Here is an 18,333-nt window from a genome sequence, read left to right as displayed (position 1 = left end):
ACCGGTAATCCTTTTCGGCCTCCGTTAGTCATCAAAGCCGGTGTGCCGCCCCCGCCGGGGTGGCTCCCCGGGTGTCCAGGAGCAGTTGGGCCTTGACCGCGAGGCCCTGGAGGTCGTAGGTGCGGTGCTGCTGGAGCAGTACGGTCAGGTCGGCCGCGGCCGCCGCCTCGTACAGCGAGTCGGCGCGCGGGACGGGGCGTTCGCGCACCCGCCAGTCCAGGACGTGCGGGTCGTGATAGCCGATCTGGGCGCCCATGTCCATCAGCCGGGTGGCGATCTCGCGGGCGGGGGCGGCCTCCTGGTCGGCGCTGTCCGGCTTGTAGGTGACGCCGAGCAGCAGGACGCGCGCGCCCCGGACGGACTTGCCGTGCTCGTTCAGGAGGGTCGCGCAGCGCTGGATGACGTAACTGGGCATCCGGTCGTTGATCTCCTGCGCCAGCGAGACCATCCGCAGCGGGTGCCCGGGGGTGCGGGTGCTGTAAGGCAGGAAGCCCGGGTCCACCGGGACGCCGTGCCCGCCGACGCCGGGTCCCGGCCGGAAGGGCTGGAAGCCGAACGGCTTGGTCTCGGCGCACCGGATGACGTCCCAGAGGTCGACGCCGAGGTCGTGGCAGAGCACCGCCATCTCGTTGACCAGTGCGATGTTGACGTGCCGGAAGTTGGTCTCCAGCACCTTCGTCATCTCCGCCTCGCGCGGTCCGCGGGCCCGGACGACCTTGTCGGTGAGCCGTCCGTAGAAGGCGGCCGCCGACTCGGTGCAGGCGGGAGTGAGGCCGCCGATGACCTTGGGGGTGTTGGCCAGGACGTGGGTGCGGTTGCCGGGGTCGAGCCGGCTCGGCGAGCAGGCGAGGTGGAAGTCGCGTCCGGCGACGAGCCCGGATCCCTCCTCCAGCAGGGGGCGCAGGACGTTCTCGGTGGTGCCGGGCGGCACGGCGGACTCCAGCAGCACGGTGGTGTGCGGGCGCAGCCGGGCCGCCAGTGCGCGGGCGGCGTCGCGGAGCGCGGTGAGGTCGATCCCCCGGTCGGGGTCGAGCGGGGTGGGGGAGCAGATCACGGCGGTACGGACCCGGCCCAGCTCGGTGGCGTCGGTGGTGGGCCGGAAGCCGCGGGAGAGCATGCGGCGGATCTCGGACGCGGTGAGGGTGCCCTCGACCGGGCTGCGGCCCGCTCCGAGTTCCGCGTAGGGGCGTGGGTCGGGGTCGTAGCCGACGGTGTCGATCCCGGCGGTCACGGCGGCCTGGGCGAGGGGCAGGCCGAGGTGACCGAGTCCGATGACGGCGAGGTCTGCGGGCATACAGGAAGACCCCCTAAGTGCGGAGAGCGAAGATCGCAACTGCTGTGGACAGTGCAATGTCAGACTAGGCGTAAATATGACCTATATCTCGCATTGTGTGGCTCCGGTCGCCCGGGTGTTGTCCACAGGCGGTGGCTGAACTCGGGGAGCGCGGACAGAATCGAGGAGTGGACACGGGCGGCCGGCCCCTCGGCCGGGTGGCACTCCCGTGTCCGACCACCCCGATCCACCGGGAGGCAGCAGTGAGGACAGCGACACTGGGACCCGCCGAGCGCACCGTCGCGCTCGCCGCCATGGCCGAGCGCGAACTGGACGTGCTGGTCGTGGGGGCGGGCGTGGTCGGCGCGGGGACGGCGCTGGACGCCGCCACCAGAGGCCTCTCGACCGGGCTGGTCGAGGCGCGCGACTGGGCGTCCGGCACATCGAGCAGGTCGAGCAAGCTGATCCACGGCGGGCTGCGCTATCTGGAGATGCTCGACTTCGCCCTGGTCCGGGAGGCGCTCAAGGAGCGCGGGCTGCTCCTGGAGCGGCTGGCCCCGCACCTGGTGAAGCCCGTGCCCTTCCTCTACCCCTTGCGGCACAAGGGCTGGGAGCGGCTCTACGCCGGCTCCGGCGTCGCGCTGTACGACGCGATGTCGGTCTCCTCCGGCCACGGCCGCGGCCTCCCCGTCCACCGCCACCTCTCCCGCAAGCACGCCCTGCGGGTCGCCCCCGCGCTGAAGAAGGACGCCCTGGTCGGCGCCCTCCAGTACTACGACGCGCAGATGGACGACGCTCGCTTCGTCACCGAGCTGGTGCGCACCGCCGCGTCCTACGGGGCCCAGGTGGCGAACGCGGCCCGGGTGATCGGCTTCCTCCGCGAGGGCGAGCGGGTCGTGGGCGCGCTCGTGCGGGACGTCGAGGGCGGCACGGAGTACGAGATCCGGGCCAAGCAGGTGGTCAACGCGACCGGCGTGTGGACCGACGACACCCAGGGGCTCATCGGCGAGCGCGGACAGTTTCACGTCCGGGCCTCCAAGGGCATCCACCTGGTCGTCCCCAAGGACCGCATCCACTCCTCCACCGGCCTCATCCTGCGCACCGAGAAGTCCGTCCTCTTCGTCATCCCCTGGGGTCGGCACTGGATCGTCGGCACCACGGACACCGACTGGGACCTGGACAAGGCCCACCCGGCCGCCTCCAGCGCCGATATCGACTACCTCCTCCAGCACGTCAACTCCGTCCTGAACACCCCGCTGACCAGGGACGACGTCCAGGGCGTCTACGCCGGACTGCGACCGCTGCTGGCCGGCGAGTCGGACGCCACCAGCAAGCTGTCGCGCGAGCACACGGTGGCCCACCCCGCGCCCGGCCTCGTCGTCGTGGCGGGCGGCAAGTACACGACGTACCGGGTCATGGCCAAGGACGCGGTGGACGAGGCGGTGCACGGACTCGACCAGCGGGTCGCCGCCTGCGTCACGGAGGACACCCCGCTCCTGGGGGCCGAGGGATACAAGGCCCTGTGGAACGCGCGCGCCCGGATCGCGGCCCGGACCGGACTCCATGTCGCCCGGGTGGAGCATCTGCTCAACCGGTACGGCTCAATGACCGAGGAGATTCTGGAACTGATCCTCGCCGACCCCACCCTGGGCGAACCCCTGCCCGCCGCCGACGACTATCTGCGCGCCGAGATCGTCTACGCGGCCTCCCACGAGGGCGCCCGCCATCTGGACGACGTGCTGACCCGGCGCACCCGGATCTCCATCGAGACCTTCGACCGGGGCACCCGCAGCGCCCGGCTCTGCGCGGAGCTGGTGGCGCCCGTGCTGGGCTGGGACGAGGGGCGGATCGACCGGGAGGTCGAGCACTACGAGAAGCGGGTGGAGGCCGAACGCGAATCACAGCGGCAGCCCGACGACCTCACGGCGGACGCGGCCCGGCTCGGCGCACCGGACATTGTGCCGATCTAGGACACGCCCTCCCGGAGTCCGCGCGTCTCTGTGGAGCGGTCACCGCCCGCCTTCACCGGGCCAGTTGGGCTCCGCCGACCCGCTGCAGCGGCGGCGGCGCGTCGGACCGGCCTGGACGGGGAGGCCGGGTTGGTAGCAGGCTGTGGGGGCTTCCCTCTTCGAGCCGCGGCGCGGCGGACCCCGGACCCGGCACCAGGACCGGTCCCGGGGTGAGGGACAATGAACGCTCTGCCAGGGCGGGTTGATCGCAGAGGGGACGCATGTCGGAGGCGGAGCAGGCACGGGAGCCCCAACGGGACAAGAACGGTCGTCTCCTCGCGGGGCGCTACCGGCTCGGTGAGGTGCTCGGCCGAGGCGGCATGGGTACGGTCTGGCGCGCCGACGACGAGACGCTCGGCCGCACGGTCGCGGTCAAGGAACTGCGGTTCCCCGGGGCGATCGACGAGGACGAGAAGCGCCGGCTGATCACGCGCACCCTGCGTGAGGCCAAGGCGATCGCACGGATTCGCAACAACAGCGCCGTGACCGTCTACGACGTGGTCGACGAGGACGACCGCCCGTGGATCGTCATGGAGCTGATCGAGGGCAAGTCGCTCGCCGAGGCGATCCGCGAGGACGGCACGCTGACACCGAGGCGGGCCGCCGAGGTCGGGCTCGCCATCCTCGACGTGCTGCGCTCGGCGCACCGCGAGGGCATCCTGCACCGCGACGTGAAGCCGTCCAACGTGCTGATCGCCGAGGACGGGCGCGTCGTGCTCACCGACTTCGGCATCGCCCAGGTCGAGGGGGACCCGTCGGTCACCTCCACCGGCATGCTCGTCGGCGCACCCTCGGTACATCTCGCCGGAGCGCGCCCGCGGTCACAAGCCGGGTCCGCCCGCGGACCTGTGGTCCCTCGGCGGACTGCTGTACGCGAGCGTCGAGGGCTGTCCGCCGTACGACAAGGGCTCGGCCATCGCCACCCTGACGGCCGTGATGACCGAACCGCTCGATCCGCCGAAGAACGCCGGCCCGCTCACCGAGGTCATCTACGGGCTGCTCGCCCGGGACCCCGACCAGCGCCTCGACGACGCCGGAGCGCGGGCGTTGCTCAACGACGTCATCAACGCCCCCGACGTTCCCGCCCCGGCCCCCGCGGACTCCACCCAGATCATGGCGTTGCCGCCGGCGCCCGCCGCCGACCCCCTCGTCAAGAGGACGCCGAAGCAGCCCAAGGCCCCGAAGCCGCCGAAGCAGCCCACCGGGTCGGGCGAGTCCGGCGGCGGCTCCCGCGACCGGCTGCGCGGAGCCCTGCGCTCCGTGCGCAACGCGAAGACCCCCGCGGCGGCCGCGGGAGCGGCGGCGGGTGCGGCCGCCGCGTCGGCGGGCTCTCCGGCCGCGACGGCCGGCGGTCCGTCCGTCACCCCGCCCAAGCCTCCGTCGCCGCCCGGGACTTCCGCCTCGGGCGCGAAGCCCGCCGCGTCCGCCCGGGCGACCGCCAAGGGAGCCGTCGCGGCGCCCGTCGGCGCCTCGGAGTCCGCGGCGGCGAGCGGGTCCGTACCCGGGCAGCGCCCGCCGGCCTCGGTCGCGTCCACGCGTGCCTCGATCACCGACGTGGTGCCCCGCCGCACCCTCGCGATCATCGCGGCCCTCGTCGCCCTGGCCGTTCTCGGGACGGTCCTCGCGCTCACGCTCGGCGACGACAACGCGGACAAGGGCGGCGACACGGCCGCCTCGGCCGGAGCCTCGGCCGGCGGCGCCGACGACAAGGGCGGCGACACCGGCGGCGGTTCGGCCGGCGAGAAGGGCGGCGGTCAGAAGGAGGGCCAGGGCACGGACGACGGCCGAGCCTCCGCCGATCCGTCCGCCGACCCGTCCGCCGACGGCTCCGACGACGCCGACGACTCCGGTTCCGACGATGGCGAGGACGACGGGGCGGCCCCGGGCGACGCCCTGCCCGCCGGGTACGAGAAGGTCACCGACACCCGGTTCCACTTCACCATGGCGATGCCCGAGGGCTTCAAGCGCACCGCCATCGCGGGCAGCAACTCCGGCGGCATCTACAACGACAAGCGGGGCGGCTTCCCCCGCGTCCAGGTCGACTTCAACAGCTCGCCCAAGGGCGACGCGGCGGCCGCCTGGCGCGGAGCCGTCGGGAGCGTCAAGGTCCTCAGCGACGGCTACAAGCACGGCGGCATCAAGAAGGTCGAGTACAACGGGTATCCGACCGTCGCGGACTGGACGTTCGAACGCAGCCACAACGGCGTCCGGGTCAAGGTGCTCAACCGGGGGTTCAAGGTGGACGCCAAGCGCGGCTACTCGATCATGATCAGCTGCAAGGCGGGCGAGTGGGAGGACGACGAGTGCCGGACGCTGCGCGAAACGGCGTTCGCCACGTTCACGCCCACTGACTGACCGCTGGGCACGTGCCGACCGACCGCCTGGGCACATGCCGACCGACCGCCCGGGCGCGTGCCGACTGTGCGCCTGGGCATGCCCGTCGACCGGTCGGGAACGTCCTGGACCGGTCGGTGGGAAACGTTTGTGCGGTCCAGGTTGGCGCGACCCCGCCCGGCGGCCCGTGTTGCCACGTATCGTAAGAGGCCGGGGACCGTACGCAGCCGGAACAGCGGGTCAATTGTCCGCCGAATGACCGTGACCGACGGATAAGTGCGCCTCCGGTGACCGGGGGAAGAGCGCGCTCTGGGGAGGCGTCGTGGACGACTACGCGGGTCGGGTGCTTGCCGACCGCTACCGCCTTCCGCTGCCCCCGTCCGATGGGTACGAACTGGCCGAGACCCGGGCGTTCGACACCTACAGCGGACAGGAAGTCCTGGTCCGCCAGGTGCCGTTGCCGGAGATCGTGGACGCGGAGGTGCTCGACGCCGACGGCCGGCCCTCCGCATCATCCGGACGCGCCCCCGGGCGAGCGGTCCGCCGCAGCACGGACCCGGCGGTCCGCCGGGCGATCGAGGCCGCGCAGGCCGCCGCCCAGGTGCCCGATCATCCCCGGCTCGACCAGGTCTTCGACGTGTTCGCCGAAGCGGGCTCGTTGTGGATAGTGAGTGAGCTCGTCGCGGCCCGTCCGCTCGCCGCCCTCCTCGCCGAACGCCCCCTCAACCCCTACCGGGCGGCCGAGATCGGCTCCGACGTGCTCACCGCCCTGCGGGTGCTGCACGCCCACGGCTGGACCCATCGCAACATCACCGTGCGCACGGTCCTGGTGTGCGACGACGGCCGCGTCGTGCTCACCGGTCTCGCGGCGGGCGCGGCCGAGGAGGCGCTCTGCGGATACGCCCCCGGACCGGTGCCCGACACCGACCCGGTGGCCGGCCCCGCGACGTACGGCATCCCGGCCGTCGAGGCGGCCCCGCCGCGAGAGCTCGACGGGGCCTACGCGCTCCCGTCGGCCAGGAGCGAAACGGAATACGCGCCGGTCGAGGGCTACGGATCCGTCGACGACGGCCAGGGGGGCTACGCGGCCGCCGAGGAGCACACGGAGTACGCGGACGTCCAGGAGTACACGGACGTACAGGAGTACGCGGAGTACGTGGACGAGGCCGAGGACGTCCAGGAGTACGGCGGTGATGGCGGCCGGGCGGACCGGCCGCACCGAGGCGGCCAGGGGCTCCCCGTTCCGTCGCTGCCGCAGGGTTACGCACCGCGCCAGGACGACGAGACGGACGAGGACCGGTACGACGACCGGTACGAGGACCGATACGACGACCGGGACCGCGACCGGGACACCGACCGGGCCGAGGACCGGTCCGGCGACCGGCACGACCTGCCGCCGGGCGGCCCGGAAGCCGAGCCCTTCGCGTCGCACGCCGGGCAGGAGATCGTCCCGCGTCCCGCCGCCCCCACCGTCCCGTACACCGCCGTGCCGCCCCCCGCCGAGCCGGGTGCCGCGAGCGCCGCCCAGTTGCGGGCCGCGCGCGCCGGAGCCATCGCCGCCTACCGGGCGGGCGCACGGGCCGCCGCCCGGGTCACCGAGGACCGGCAGCAGGCCGACCGCGCCCCGGCCGACCTCACGAAGTCGCCGCCGGGAGGGCGCGCGCCCGCCCCGCGCACCAGCGGAGTCGGAGCCGACGAGGACGCCGACACCGGCATCCTCCCGCCGCAGCGCCCGGCGCCCGGCGCCCCGGCCCCGGGCGCCCCCGCGGCCCCCGGACCGACCTCCCCCTGGGGCATCCCCGCCGAGGACCCCTACGACGACGAGGACGACGAGGACGACGAGGACGGCCCCCGACCGCCGGGCCGCCGCGTGCACCTCGCCGGGACCTGGGACGACGGACCCGGTGCGCGGCCCGTCTCCGCGGGCGGCTCCGGCGAGGACGCGCTGCGCGCCGACTCCCGGCGGCCCGGCCCGGCGGCCCCGGCCCCCAGGCAGCTCGCCCGCACGGCCTCGCCCCGGGACGGGCGGACCGCCCCCGGCGCCTGGGAGGAGGCCGTCGCGGGCGGCGACGAGCCCGCCGTCTACCGGGGCCCCGCCACCCCGCTCGCCGCCGAACGCGCCCGCCAGGCGCGCATCGCCGTCGTCGGAGCCGTCACCGAGCGCTGGGCCCCCGAGCAGGCGGGTCCCGTCCACGAGAACTGGCAGCTCGCGCCCCCGATCGGCCCCTCCACCGACCTGTGGGCGCTCGGCGCACTGCTCTACCGCGCCGTCCAGGGCCACGCCCCCTACCCCGAGGAGAACGCGGCCGAGCTCGTCCAGATGGTGTGCGGGGAGCCGCCCGCCTTCGCGGAGGAGTGCGGCCCGCTGCGGCCCGTCGTCGAGTCGCTGCTGCGCCAGGACCCCACGGAGCGGCCGGACTTCGAGGAGCTGCGCGGCTGGCTGCGCTCGCTGGTGCGCTCCGCGCCGGAGCCCGAGGCGGGCACCGACGTCGTCACCCTGCCCGCGCCCGACGCCACCCGGCTCCCCGTCGTACGCCGCCGGGGCGAGCTGGTCCGCCGGCGCTGGGGTCGTTTCGGCGGCGGCTCGGCGCACGGCAGGCACCGCCAGGGGAAGCGCCGGCAGCCGCCGCAGCAGCACGGCGGCGGCGAGCAGCGGGACCGGCAGGAGTCGCTGCTGCCGCCCGACCGGTCCGTGCGGATGCCCGTGGAGACCTGGGAGGAGGAGCGCCCGGCCCGCGCACCCCGTGCGCCCAAGGGGCCCCGGGTGCTGCGGGAACCGCCGCGCAGGGGCGAGGAGTCCTCATCGCCGCGCAGCCTGGGCCGGCTGCTGCTCGTCCTCATCCTGCTGCTGATGGCGGCCGCCGTCGCGTACGCCGTGATGTTCCTGCCGAAGCAGGAGGCGGGCAGGGACAGCGGAGCGCCGACGTCGCCCGCCGGCTCCGCCGCCCCGCCCGCCGCCTCGGGGGAGCCCGAGCCGTCCGCCTCGGCGGGCGGGTCCGCCGATCCCGGCTCCCAGCAGCCGCAGACCAGCCGGTCGGCCGTGGCGCTCGCCCCCGGCTACGCGCTCCGCGAGGACGCGGAGGGCTTCGAGGTCGGCGTACCGAAGGACTGGCAGCGCAGCCCTGCCAACGCGGACCGGCAGATCCGCTACGGCAGCGACGGGTTCACCCTGCTCGTGGTGCCGGGCAGGGACACGGTGAAGGCGGGGGGCGCCGATCCGCTGGACTACCAGCGGGAAAAGGAGCCCGAGCTCCAGCCGTTCCGAGACTCCACCTGGTCCTCCTCGTCCGGACTGCGCCGGGTCGACGTCGGCCGGCAGGCCATGGCCGAGGGGCAGTTCACCTGGCAGGAGAGCGGCGGACGCGAGGTGTACGTCCGTAATCTCGCCATGATCGTCGACGGCAGATACCACGTCATCCAGGTCATCGGGCCCGAGAGCGAGCGGGACAAGGTCACCGAGATCTACGAGCAGGCCATCGCCTCGTACCGGGTCACCTGACCGCCGGCCACGCCCGACCGCGCGCACGCGACCGTCCGCGCCCGGGCCTGATCACACGTCATCGCCACTGCTGCGTCACGGGTGTTGTGCGGTGCCGACAACCATCACAGTGCGGTCTCGTGGGCGATCCCCGGTTCCGCCCCACCGCCGCGCCTCCGTAATCTGGCCATTCGAGGAACGGGGCGGGGACATCACGTGGATCGATCACAGAGCACGGACGCGGGACTGGTGCTGGCGGGGCGCTACCGGCTGGGCGACGTCCTCGGCCGGGGCGGCATGGGCAAGGTCTGGCGCGCCCACGACGAGGTGCTGCACCGCACGGTCGCCGTCAAGGAGTTGACCGCCGGGCTGTACGTCGCCGAGGCCGACCGGCTCGTCCTGCACGCCAGGACGCAGAAGGAGGCACGGGCGGCGGCGCGCATCACGCACCCCGGCGTCGTCACCGTCCACGATGTGATCGAGTACGACAACCGCCCCTGGATCGTCATGCAGTACGTCGACGGGCCCTCGCTCGCCGACTCGGCCAAGGAGAGCGGCGAGGTCGCCCCGCGCGAGGCGGCCCGCATCGGGCTGCACGTGCTGAGCGCCCTGCGCGCCGCGCACGCGGCAGGGGTGCTGCACCGCGACGTCAAGCCCGGCAACGTGCTGCTGGCGCGCGACGGTCAGGTGCTGCTGACCGACTTCGGGATCGCCGCGATCGAGGGCGACTCCACCATCACCCGGACCGGCGAACTGGTCGGCTCCATCGACTACCTCGCCCCGGAGCGGGTACGCGGCGGCGACCCCGGACCGGCCTCCGACCTCTGGTCCTTGGGCGCGACGCTGTACACGGCGGTCGAGGGGACCTCCCCGTTCCGCCGTACGTCCCCGATCTCCACCATGCAGGCCGTCGTCACCGAGGAGCCGCCCGCCCCGGTCAACGCCGGCCCGCTCGGCGCCGTGATCACCGCGCTGCTCCGCAAGGATCCGGACGACCGGCCCACCGCCGCCCAGACCGAGCAGATGCTGCTGGACGCGATGGACGGCCGCGAGCCCCGTGCCGCGCAGGCGCACGTGCCGACCCAGCGCTTCCCCGAGGACGCCCGGTACGCCTACCGGGACGCGAACGGCCCCGGCGGCCCGAACGTTTCCGGCGGCCCGAACGGCGCCGGCGGTTTTGACGGCGCCACCGCCCGGCTGCCCGGAGCGACCCCCGCCACGACGACGCCCGCCCCCGGCCCGGACGCCGCCGCCCCGGTCACCGGCCCCGCCTCCGCCGCGGTGACCCGGCGCGCCGGATCCCGGTGGCGCACGGTGCTCGTCGTGGTCGTCGCCGCGGCCGTCCTGGGGGGCGCGGCCGGGCTGTTCGCGATGAAGTACGGGGAAGGTTCGGACGCCCCCGAGGGAACGAGCGGCGCTGCGGCCGCGGCCGGCGCACCGTCCCCGGGGCCCACTTCCACGGAGCGGACCTCCCCGGATCCGGCCGCGTCGTCGGAGGGGACACCGGAGATACCCGACGGCTGGCGCCGGGTCGACGACCCGGCGGGGTTCAGCCTGGTCGTGCCGGTGGACTGGACCCGGCAGGTCCAGGACGGGCAGATCGACTACACGCCGGACGACGGGGCCCACCGGATCCGCATCAGCGTCGACCCGGACCCGGACTTCGAGCATCCGTATCTGCACATGGAGAACATGGAGGAGCAGCTCTCCGAGCGGCTGCCGGGGTATCAGCGGATCGGGATGGAGAAGAACACCTTCCGCGACCGGCCGGGCGCCCTCTGGGAGTTCACCTGGAACGAGACCAAGGACCACCCGGGGCCCCGGCACGGCATCGACCAGATGTACTACGGCGGTCCCGGCGGCCCCGAGTACGCGCTGTATCTGACGGCCCCGCAGGAGGGCTGGGAGGCCAGCCGCGAGAAGTTCGACATCATGCTGCGCAGTTGGAGCGCCCCGAAACCCCAGCAGTGAGCACGGCGTCCGGCGGGCGCCCGATGCTCCGGCCGGGTCGCGGGACGGTCACGGCTGCGCATCCGGTGTCCATCCCCGGTGGTGCCCGGCCCGGCCCGTGATCCAGGATGGGGTACATGACAGATCACGGGGGATGGGCGAACCAGCCCACCAGCTACGGACTCCAGCCGCCGCGGACACCGGGCGGCTTCGGCGCGCCGCATCCCGCGCCGCATCCCTCACCCCCGGCGCACCTTCCGTCCCCGACCGTCCACGCGAGCGCCCCGGACAACGCGGTGAACCGGCTGATCGGCGGGCGCTACCGGCTGCTCGCCCGGCTCGGGCACGGCGGTATGGGCACGGTGTGGCGGGCCCACGACGAGGTCGTGGACCGGGAGGTGGCCGTCAAGGAACCGCGCGTACCGGAACACCTCGGCGAGCGCGAGCACAGCATGGTGCACCAGCGCATGCAGCGCGAGGCGCGGGCCGCCGCCCGGATCGACCACCCCTCCGTCGTGACCGTCCACGACGTGGCCGTCGAGGACGGCAAGCCGTGGATCGTCATGGAGCTGGTGCGCGGCCCTTCGCTCGGCGACCGCCTCCAGGAAGGCACCCTGGACCCCCGCGAGGCGGCCAGGATAGGCCTCGCCGTCCTCGACGCGCTGATGGCCGCCCACGCGATCGGCATTCTGCACCGGGACGTCAAGCCGGACAACGTCATGCTCGGCACCGGCGACCGGGTCGTCCTCACCGACTTCGGGATCGCCCAGGTCGAGGGCGAGCAGCAGCTCACCGAGACCGGAGCGTTCGTCGGTTCGCCCGAGTACATCTCACCGGAGCGGGTCCTCGGGCAGCGCCCCGGACCGGAGTCGGACCTGTGGTCGCTGGGCGTCGTGCTGTACGCGGCGGTCGAGGGGATGTCCCCGTACCGCCGCTCGCACACCCCGGCCACCCTCCAGGCCGTGCTGTCCGCCGAGCCGCAGGTGCCCGCCCGTGGCACGGGCGCGTTCGGCGCGCTCGTCATGCAGCTGCTCCGCAAGGACCCCGCGGCCCGTCCGCCGGCCGCCGAGGTCCGCCGGGTGCTCCAGCAGCTGGCGTCCCCGGCCCCGGCGCAGGCGTACGGGACGGCCCCCGTGGGCGGAAGCGGAGGCGGTGGCAGCAAGTGGGTGCCGCCCGTGCTGCACCGCAACCGCGTCGCGCAGTTCGCGCTCGGCGGTGGGGCGCTGGCGGTGGCGGTCTCGTTCGTCCTGCTCCTGCTGAACCCGTTCGCGGGCGACGGACCGCCCGAGGGCTGGCAGGTCCGGCCGGAGAACGAGGTCCTGTCGGCGGACGTCGCCGTGCCGGAGGAGTACAAGCGGGTCCAGGAGGACGGCGAGGACGAGCTGGTCTGGTACGCGGATCCCAGCGGCGTCTTCGAGATCACCTTCTGGCACCGCTCCCCGAAGAGCGAGGACACCATGGACGACAATCCCGGCGTCGACCCGAAGGCCCGCAAGGAGTACTACGAGGAGGGCTCGTCGAGCTCCACGGACATGGAGGAAGCCTCCGTCACGTACGAGGACGCCACGCACGAGGGGCGCAAGGCGTTCGAGATGACCACCGAGTTCGTCCCCTACCCCTCGTCCGGCGACGATCCGGTGCGCTACCGCCTCCGGGAGCTGCTGATCCCGGGCGAGAAGGAGAACGACCCCTACTGGCACGTGCGGGTGAGGATGCCCGCCAAGGGGGACGCGGCGAAGGACGGCGACGCGATCTTCACCGAGGTCACCGAGGGGCTGAAGATTCACGCTTCCTGAGTGCCGCGGGCCGACCGCCGCGGGGCGGTCGGCCGCATAGCCACTGATCAGCGATTATGTCGCCAGCGATCACTGGCTCATTCGAGGAGGGCGCCCGGCGGAGGCGGCGGGTCCTGTGAAAAACTGTTACCCACGGGTACCCAAAGGCTGCGGCTGGACATACTCTCGGCCTCATGACGGACTCCCAGGCCCCTGACGCCCCTGTCGGTACGAACCCCGTGGCGGCCACCCCCGCCGGTGTGCGTACCGCCGCCGACGTGGTCACCCCCGAGGTGATCGCCCAGCTGACCCGTGGCGTCGTCGGGTCGGGCCGCACGGCCAACCACACCCCCTTCACCGGGGAGAAGCTGGCCGACCTGCCCGAGTCCACCCCCGAGGACGTCGCCACCGCCTTCGACCGGGCCCGCGCCGCCCAGCCCGTCTGGGCCGCCGTCCCCGTACGGCAGCGGGCCGCCGTCTTGCTGCGCTTCCACGACCTCGTCCTCAGCCGCCAGTCCGAGGTCCTCGACCTCATCCAGCTGGAGACCGGCAAGGCCCGCCTGCACGCCCACGAGGAGGTGCAGGCCGTCGCCGTCGCCGCCCGCCACTACGGGCGCAAGGCCGCCGCCTACCTCAAGCCCCGCCGCCACACCGGCGTCGTCCCGATCCTCACCAAGGTCACCGAAGCGCGTCAGCCGCGCGGCGTCGTCGGCCAGATCGCCCCCTGGAACTACCCGCTCGAACTCTCCGTGGGCGACGCGCTGCCCGCGTTCGTCTCTGGCAACGCCGTCGTGATGAAGCCCGACACGGAGACCGCGCTCACCGCCCTGTGGGGCCGCGACCTGCTGATCGAGGCCGGACTGCCCGCCGAGGTCTTCCAGGTCGTCCTCGGCGAGGGACCCGTCGTGGGACCCGAGGTCGTCAGCCGCGCCGACTACGTCTCCTTCACCGGCTCCACCCGCACCGGCCGCGAGGTCGCCGTCGGCGCCGCGTCCCGACTGGTCGGCGTCTCCCTGGAGCTCGGCGGCAAGAACGCCATGCTCGTACTGAAGGACGCCGACGTCGAGAAGGCCGCCGCGGGAGCCGTCCGCGCCTGTTTCTCCTCCGCCGGACAGCTCTGCATCGCCATCGAGCGGCTGTACGTCCACGAGTCCGTCGCCGACGACTTCGTGGAGCGCTTCGCCACCCGGACGAAGGCCATGCGGCTCGGCAGCGCCCTGGCCTACGGGGCCGACATGGGCTCCCTCGTCGGCGAACGCCAGCTGGAGACCGTCAAGCGCCACGTCGACGAGGCTGTCGAGAAGGGCGCGAAGCTCGTCGCCGGCGGCGTCGCCCGCCCCGACATCGGCCCGCTGTTCTACGAGCCGACCATCCTCGACGGGGTGGAGGCCCCGATGACCGTCTGCACCGAGGAGACCTTCGGACCGGTCGTCTCGATCTACCGCTTCAGCGACGAGGACGAGGTGATCGCGCTGGCCAACGCCACCCCGTACGGCCTCAACGCCAGCGTCTGGACCACCGACTCCCGGCGCGGTCACCAGGTCGCGGCCCGGCTGCGCACCGGCACCGTCAACATCAACGAGGGGTTCGCCCCCGCCTACGGCAGCGTCCAGGCCCCGATGGGCGGCATGAAGGACTCCGGCCTCGGCCGACGGCACGGCTCCGAGGGCATCCTCAAGTACACCGAGGCCCAGACCGTCGCCCAGCAGCGAGTGATGCCGCTCGCGCCCTCCTTCGGGCTGGACGACGAGAGGTACGCCGCGCTCATGACCAGCGGCCTCAAGGCGATGAAGGCGTTCCGGCTGCGCTGAACACCCCGGGGTCCGCAGCGACTTCCGCCCTTTTCGTACCGATTCCGTTCCGAGGAGTGCCATGTCCCAGGACAGCCCTGCCCAGAAACAGGCCATGAGCCCCGCGCCGACGGCCCCTGTCCAGGCGAGCCCTGTGCCGGCGAGCCCTGTGCCGGCCGAGGACGACGCCGCGTACGACTACGACGTCCTGGTCGTCGGATCGGGCTTCGGGGGCGCGGTGTCGGCGCTGCGGCTGACCGAGAAGGGGTACCGGGTCGGGATCCTGGAGGCGGGCCGCCGCTTCACCCCCGGCACCCTCCCGAAGACCTCCTGGGACCTGAAGAACTACCTCTGGGCCCCCGCGCTGGGCCTCTTCGGCATCCAGCGCGTCCACCTCCTCGGCAACGTCATGGTGCTCGCGGGGGCCGGGGTCGGCGGCGGATCCCTCAACTACGCCAACACGCTGTACGTCCCGCCCGCCCCGTTCTTCGAGGACCGGCAGTGGGCCTCGATCACCGACTGGCAGGACGAGCTGAAGCCGTACTACGACCAGGCCCGCCGCATGCTCGGGGTCCGCGTCAACCCGACGATGACCCCCTCCGACATCCACCTCAAGGCCGCCGCGGAGGCCATGGGCGTCGGCGACACCTTCCACCTGGCCCCGGTCGGCGTCTTCTTCGGCGACGGCAAGGACGCCGACGGCACCGCGAGGGCCAGGCCCGGCTCCGCCGTCCCCGACCCGTACTTCGGCGGCGCGGGCCCCGCCCGCAAGGCCTGCACCGAGTGCGGCGAGTGCATGACGGGCTGCCGCCACGGAGCCAAGAACACCCTCAACGAGAACTACCTCCACCTCGCCGAGCGGGCCGGGGCGGTCATCCACCCGATGACCTCCGTCGTCGCGGTCACCGACGACGCCGGGGGCGGCTACCGGGTCCTCACCGTCCCCACCGACCGCCGCCGCAGGGCGAAGCCCACGAGGCTGCGCGCCCGACAGGTCGTCGTCGCCGCGGGCACGTACGGCACCCAGACCCTGCTGCACACCATGAAGGACCGGGGGCTGCTGCCCCGGCTCTCCGCGCGGCTCGGCGAACTGACCCGCACCAACTCCGAGGCGCTGGTCGGCTCCCAGACCAGCGACCGCCGCTACCGCAAGAAGCACGGCACCGCGAAGGCCGACTTCTCGCAGGGCGTCGCGATCACCTCCTCGATCCACCCGGACGACCACACCCACATCGAGCCCGTCCGCTACGGCAAGGGCTCCAACGCCATGGGCGCGATGTCGATACTCCAGGTCCCCTACGGGGCCCACCGGGTGCGCGGCTGGCTCGCCAACATGGTCAAGCACCCCACCCTCGCCGCCCGTTCGCTCTCCAACCACCGCTGGTCCGAGCGCACCATCATCGGCCTCGTCATGCAGTCGCTGGACAACTCCCTGACGACGTACCGCAAACCGGGCGGCATCGGCAAGGGCCTGCTCACCGCCCGCCAGGGCCACGGCGCGCCCAACCCGACCCAGATACCGGAGGCCACCCACAGCGCCACCCTGCTCGCCGAGGAGATCAACGGCTTCGCCGGCTCCAACGTCGGCGAACTGATGGGCACCCCGCTCACCGCCCACTTCCTCGGCGGCTGCCCGATCGGCGCGAACGCCGACGAGGGCGTCATCGACCCGTACCACCGCCTCTACGGCCACCCCGGCATCAGCGTCGTCGACGGTTCCGCGGTCTCCGCCAACCTCGGCGTCAACCCCTCGCTGACCATCACCGCCCAGGCCGAGCGCGCGATGTCGTTGTGGCCCAACAAGGGCGAGGCGGACCCGCGTCCGGAGCAGGGCGAGGCCTACGAGCGGATCGCTCCCGTCGAGCCGCTCGCGCCGACCGTGCCGAAGGAGGCGTTCGGCGCGCTGAAGCTGCCGTTCCTGGGCATCCCGGTGGTGCCGCCGAAGGGGACGGCGGAGGCCGGGGCGGACGTGAAGGGCGTCGGGAACACTCCCGTACCCAATCCGTGATCTTCCTCCGGGCAACTCTTCGGCGGGCTGCGCGGTCGAACCCGTACCGCGATGACCGTCACAGCGGTCACACAGCTCCTGCCGAGTCCCAGAGGTCCCCGATGACACCCTTCACCCCGAGCACCGCGCTGCGCCGCGCGGCGGGCTCCCTCGCCGCCGCGGGTCTCCTGGCCGCGGCCTCGCTCGCCGGGGCCGCCGCCCCGGCGGGCGCCGCCGACGTACCGGTCTTCGCCCTCGGCGGCCCCGCCGAGACGGGGCTGAACCCGTACCCGGAGAGCGGCGAGCCGCGGCACTCCACGGTCGGGATCACCGTCAACAACCCGAGCCAGGACGAGGAGGACGGCGGTTACGGAGGCGACTTCACCCTCACGTTCGACCTCAGCGACATCGACGGCGTCGCCGAGGTGGCGTTCGACGGCGAGTCCGGCAGCGCGGAGTGCGAGGTCACCGGTGCGAAGGCGGTCTGCCGCGACTGGGGCATCTGGCCGGGCAACCAGGGCGCCGCCGATCTCCTGGTCACCGCCGCTGAGGGCAGCGAGGCCGGGGACACGGGCACGATCAGGGTGACCGGGGAGGCGGAGGGCGCCACCTTCACCCCGTTCACCACCCGGCTCACGGTCGGCGGCCCCGACCTGGTCATGGAGCAGCTCCCCTTCGACCAGGAGCTGAACCCGGGCGACGAGCAGCAGGCCCCGATCACCTTCACCAACCGGGGCAGCCGGGACGTCGACGGCGTACTGCTCACCCTCATGTACACCCGGGGCCTCGACATTCCGCAGCGCTACGCCAACTGCGAGTACACCGTGGACGACCCGGACGTCCCGGGCATCGGCTGGACCACGGCCCTCTGCTCCGTCGAGGGGGCCTTCGAGGCGGGCGCGACGTACACCCTGGAGACCCCGCTGACCATCGAGGCCACCACCCGCGCCTACTACGACACCTTCGTCTACCGCATCCACGAGGACGGCGCCGCCCAGCGCACGGCCCAGCGTGCGGGCGCCCCTTCGCGCGGGGCGCGGGCTCCGTGCTGACGGCGGTCCCGGTGAAGGCCTCCCAGAAGGGCGCGGCCGCCCGGGGCAGTGACCTCAACCCGCAGGACAACCAGCAGGAGGCCGACTTCCGTACGAAGAACACGGCCGACTTCGTCGCGTACGGCGACGAGGCGTCCGGAGCCGCCGGGACCACGGTGAAGGCCGACATCGGCTTCCGCAACGAGGGCCCCGCCTGGATCGGCCACCTCCGCTCCGGCGAGCCGGTCGCCACGCTCGACTTCACCGTCCCGCAGGGCGCGTCGGTCACCGCGAAGCCGGACCGCTGCCGTGCGGTGACCGCCGACGGGAAGTACCGCGAGGACCAGAACAGCCCCGCACCGCGTTACGTATGCGACACCTCGATGACCGTGCGGGACGGGGCCGACCTCGGACTGCCCTTCGAGCTGAGGATCGACAGGGCCCTGATCGGCGCGAGCGGAGAGGTGACCGTCCGCAGCACGTGGACCCAGAACCCGGCGCTGCCGTTCGACCCCGAGCCCGCCAACAACACCGCGCACCTGATCCTCAACGGTGAGGGCGGCGGCTCTGAATCCGGCGGCTCGACGGGCGGCCCCGGATGAAGCGGCGCACGAAAAAAAGCGTTTCACGATAATGCGAAAACGACTACTTTCTGCCTTTGCGAGAAGGTTAATATCGGGTGCTCGATTTCGAACGAAGTACAGGG

The 18,333-nt window shown here is 73.1% G+C and carries 7 protein-coding genes and 2 pseudogenes; 8 read left to right on the top strand and 1 reads right to left on the bottom strand.

The annotated features are described in order from the left end of the window. Positions 1-31: 31 nt before the first annotated feature. A complete protein-coding gene (locus tag AC3CH1_RS09215; protein ID WP_488462478.1) occupies positions 32-1,294 on the bottom strand; it encodes a nucleotide sugar dehydrogenase in 1,263 nt (420 codons plus the stop codon). 242 nt (positions 1,295-1,536) lie between these two features. Here AC3CH1_RS09215 and AC3CH1_RS09210 point away from each other — a divergent pair, with 242 nt between their 5' ends. From AC3CH1_RS09210 to AC3CH1_RS09175, 8 genes and pseudogenes are all read left to right on the top strand, one after another. Beyond that, a complete protein-coding gene (locus AC3CH1_RS09210; protein WP_488462477.1) occupies positions 1,537-3,243 on the top strand; it encodes a glycerol-3-phosphate dehydrogenase/oxidase in 1,707 nt (568 codons plus the stop codon). Between the two features lie 260 nt (positions 3,244-3,503). Further along, positions 3,504-5,637: pseudogene (locus AC3CH1_RS09205) on the top strand (serine/threonine-protein kinase). Between the two features lie 301 nt (positions 5,638-5,938). Beyond that, entirely contained in the window at positions 5,939-9,115 is a 3,177-nt protein-coding gene (locus AC3CH1_RS09200; protein ID WP_488462476.1) for a protein kinase, read from the top strand. A 195-nt stretch (positions 9,116-9,310) separates the two neighbouring features. Further along, the gene (locus AC3CH1_RS09195) at positions 9,311-11,065 is read left to right on the top strand and encodes a serine/threonine-protein kinase (RefSeq protein WP_488462475.1); all 1,755 of its coding nucleotides are present in this window, start codon (positions 9,311-9,313) and stop codon (positions 11,063-11,065) included. Between the two features lie 116 nt (positions 11,066-11,181). Beyond that, on the top strand, positions 11,182-12,840 hold the full coding sequence (locus AC3CH1_RS09190; RefSeq protein ID WP_488462474.1) for a serine/threonine-protein kinase: 1,659 nt from the start codon (positions 11,182-11,184) through the stop codon (positions 12,838-12,840). Between the two features lie 173 nt (positions 12,841-13,013). Beyond that, positions 13,014-14,630, top strand: coding sequence for a succinic semialdehyde dehydrogenase (locus AC3CH1_RS09185; protein ID WP_488462473.1), 1,617 nt, complete (start codon positions 13,014-13,016; stop codon positions 14,628-14,630). A 61-nt stretch (positions 14,631-14,691) separates the two neighbouring features. After that, positions 14,692-16,617: a GMC family oxidoreductase N-terminal domain-containing protein gene (locus AC3CH1_RS09180; protein WP_488462472.1), complete on the top strand. Its 1,926-nt coding sequence runs from the start codon at positions 14,692-14,694 to the stop codon at positions 16,615-16,617. Between the two features lie 101 nt (positions 16,618-16,718). Continuing rightward, positions 16,719-18,226: pseudogene (locus tag AC3CH1_RS09175) on the top strand (peptidase); the annotation flags it as partial. Positions 18,227-18,333 lie beyond the last annotated feature (107 nt).

It is taken from the genome of Streptomyces sp. MGP-P1, assembly GCF_057766565.1.
This window is presented reverse-complemented; position numbering and strand designations above follow the sequence as displayed.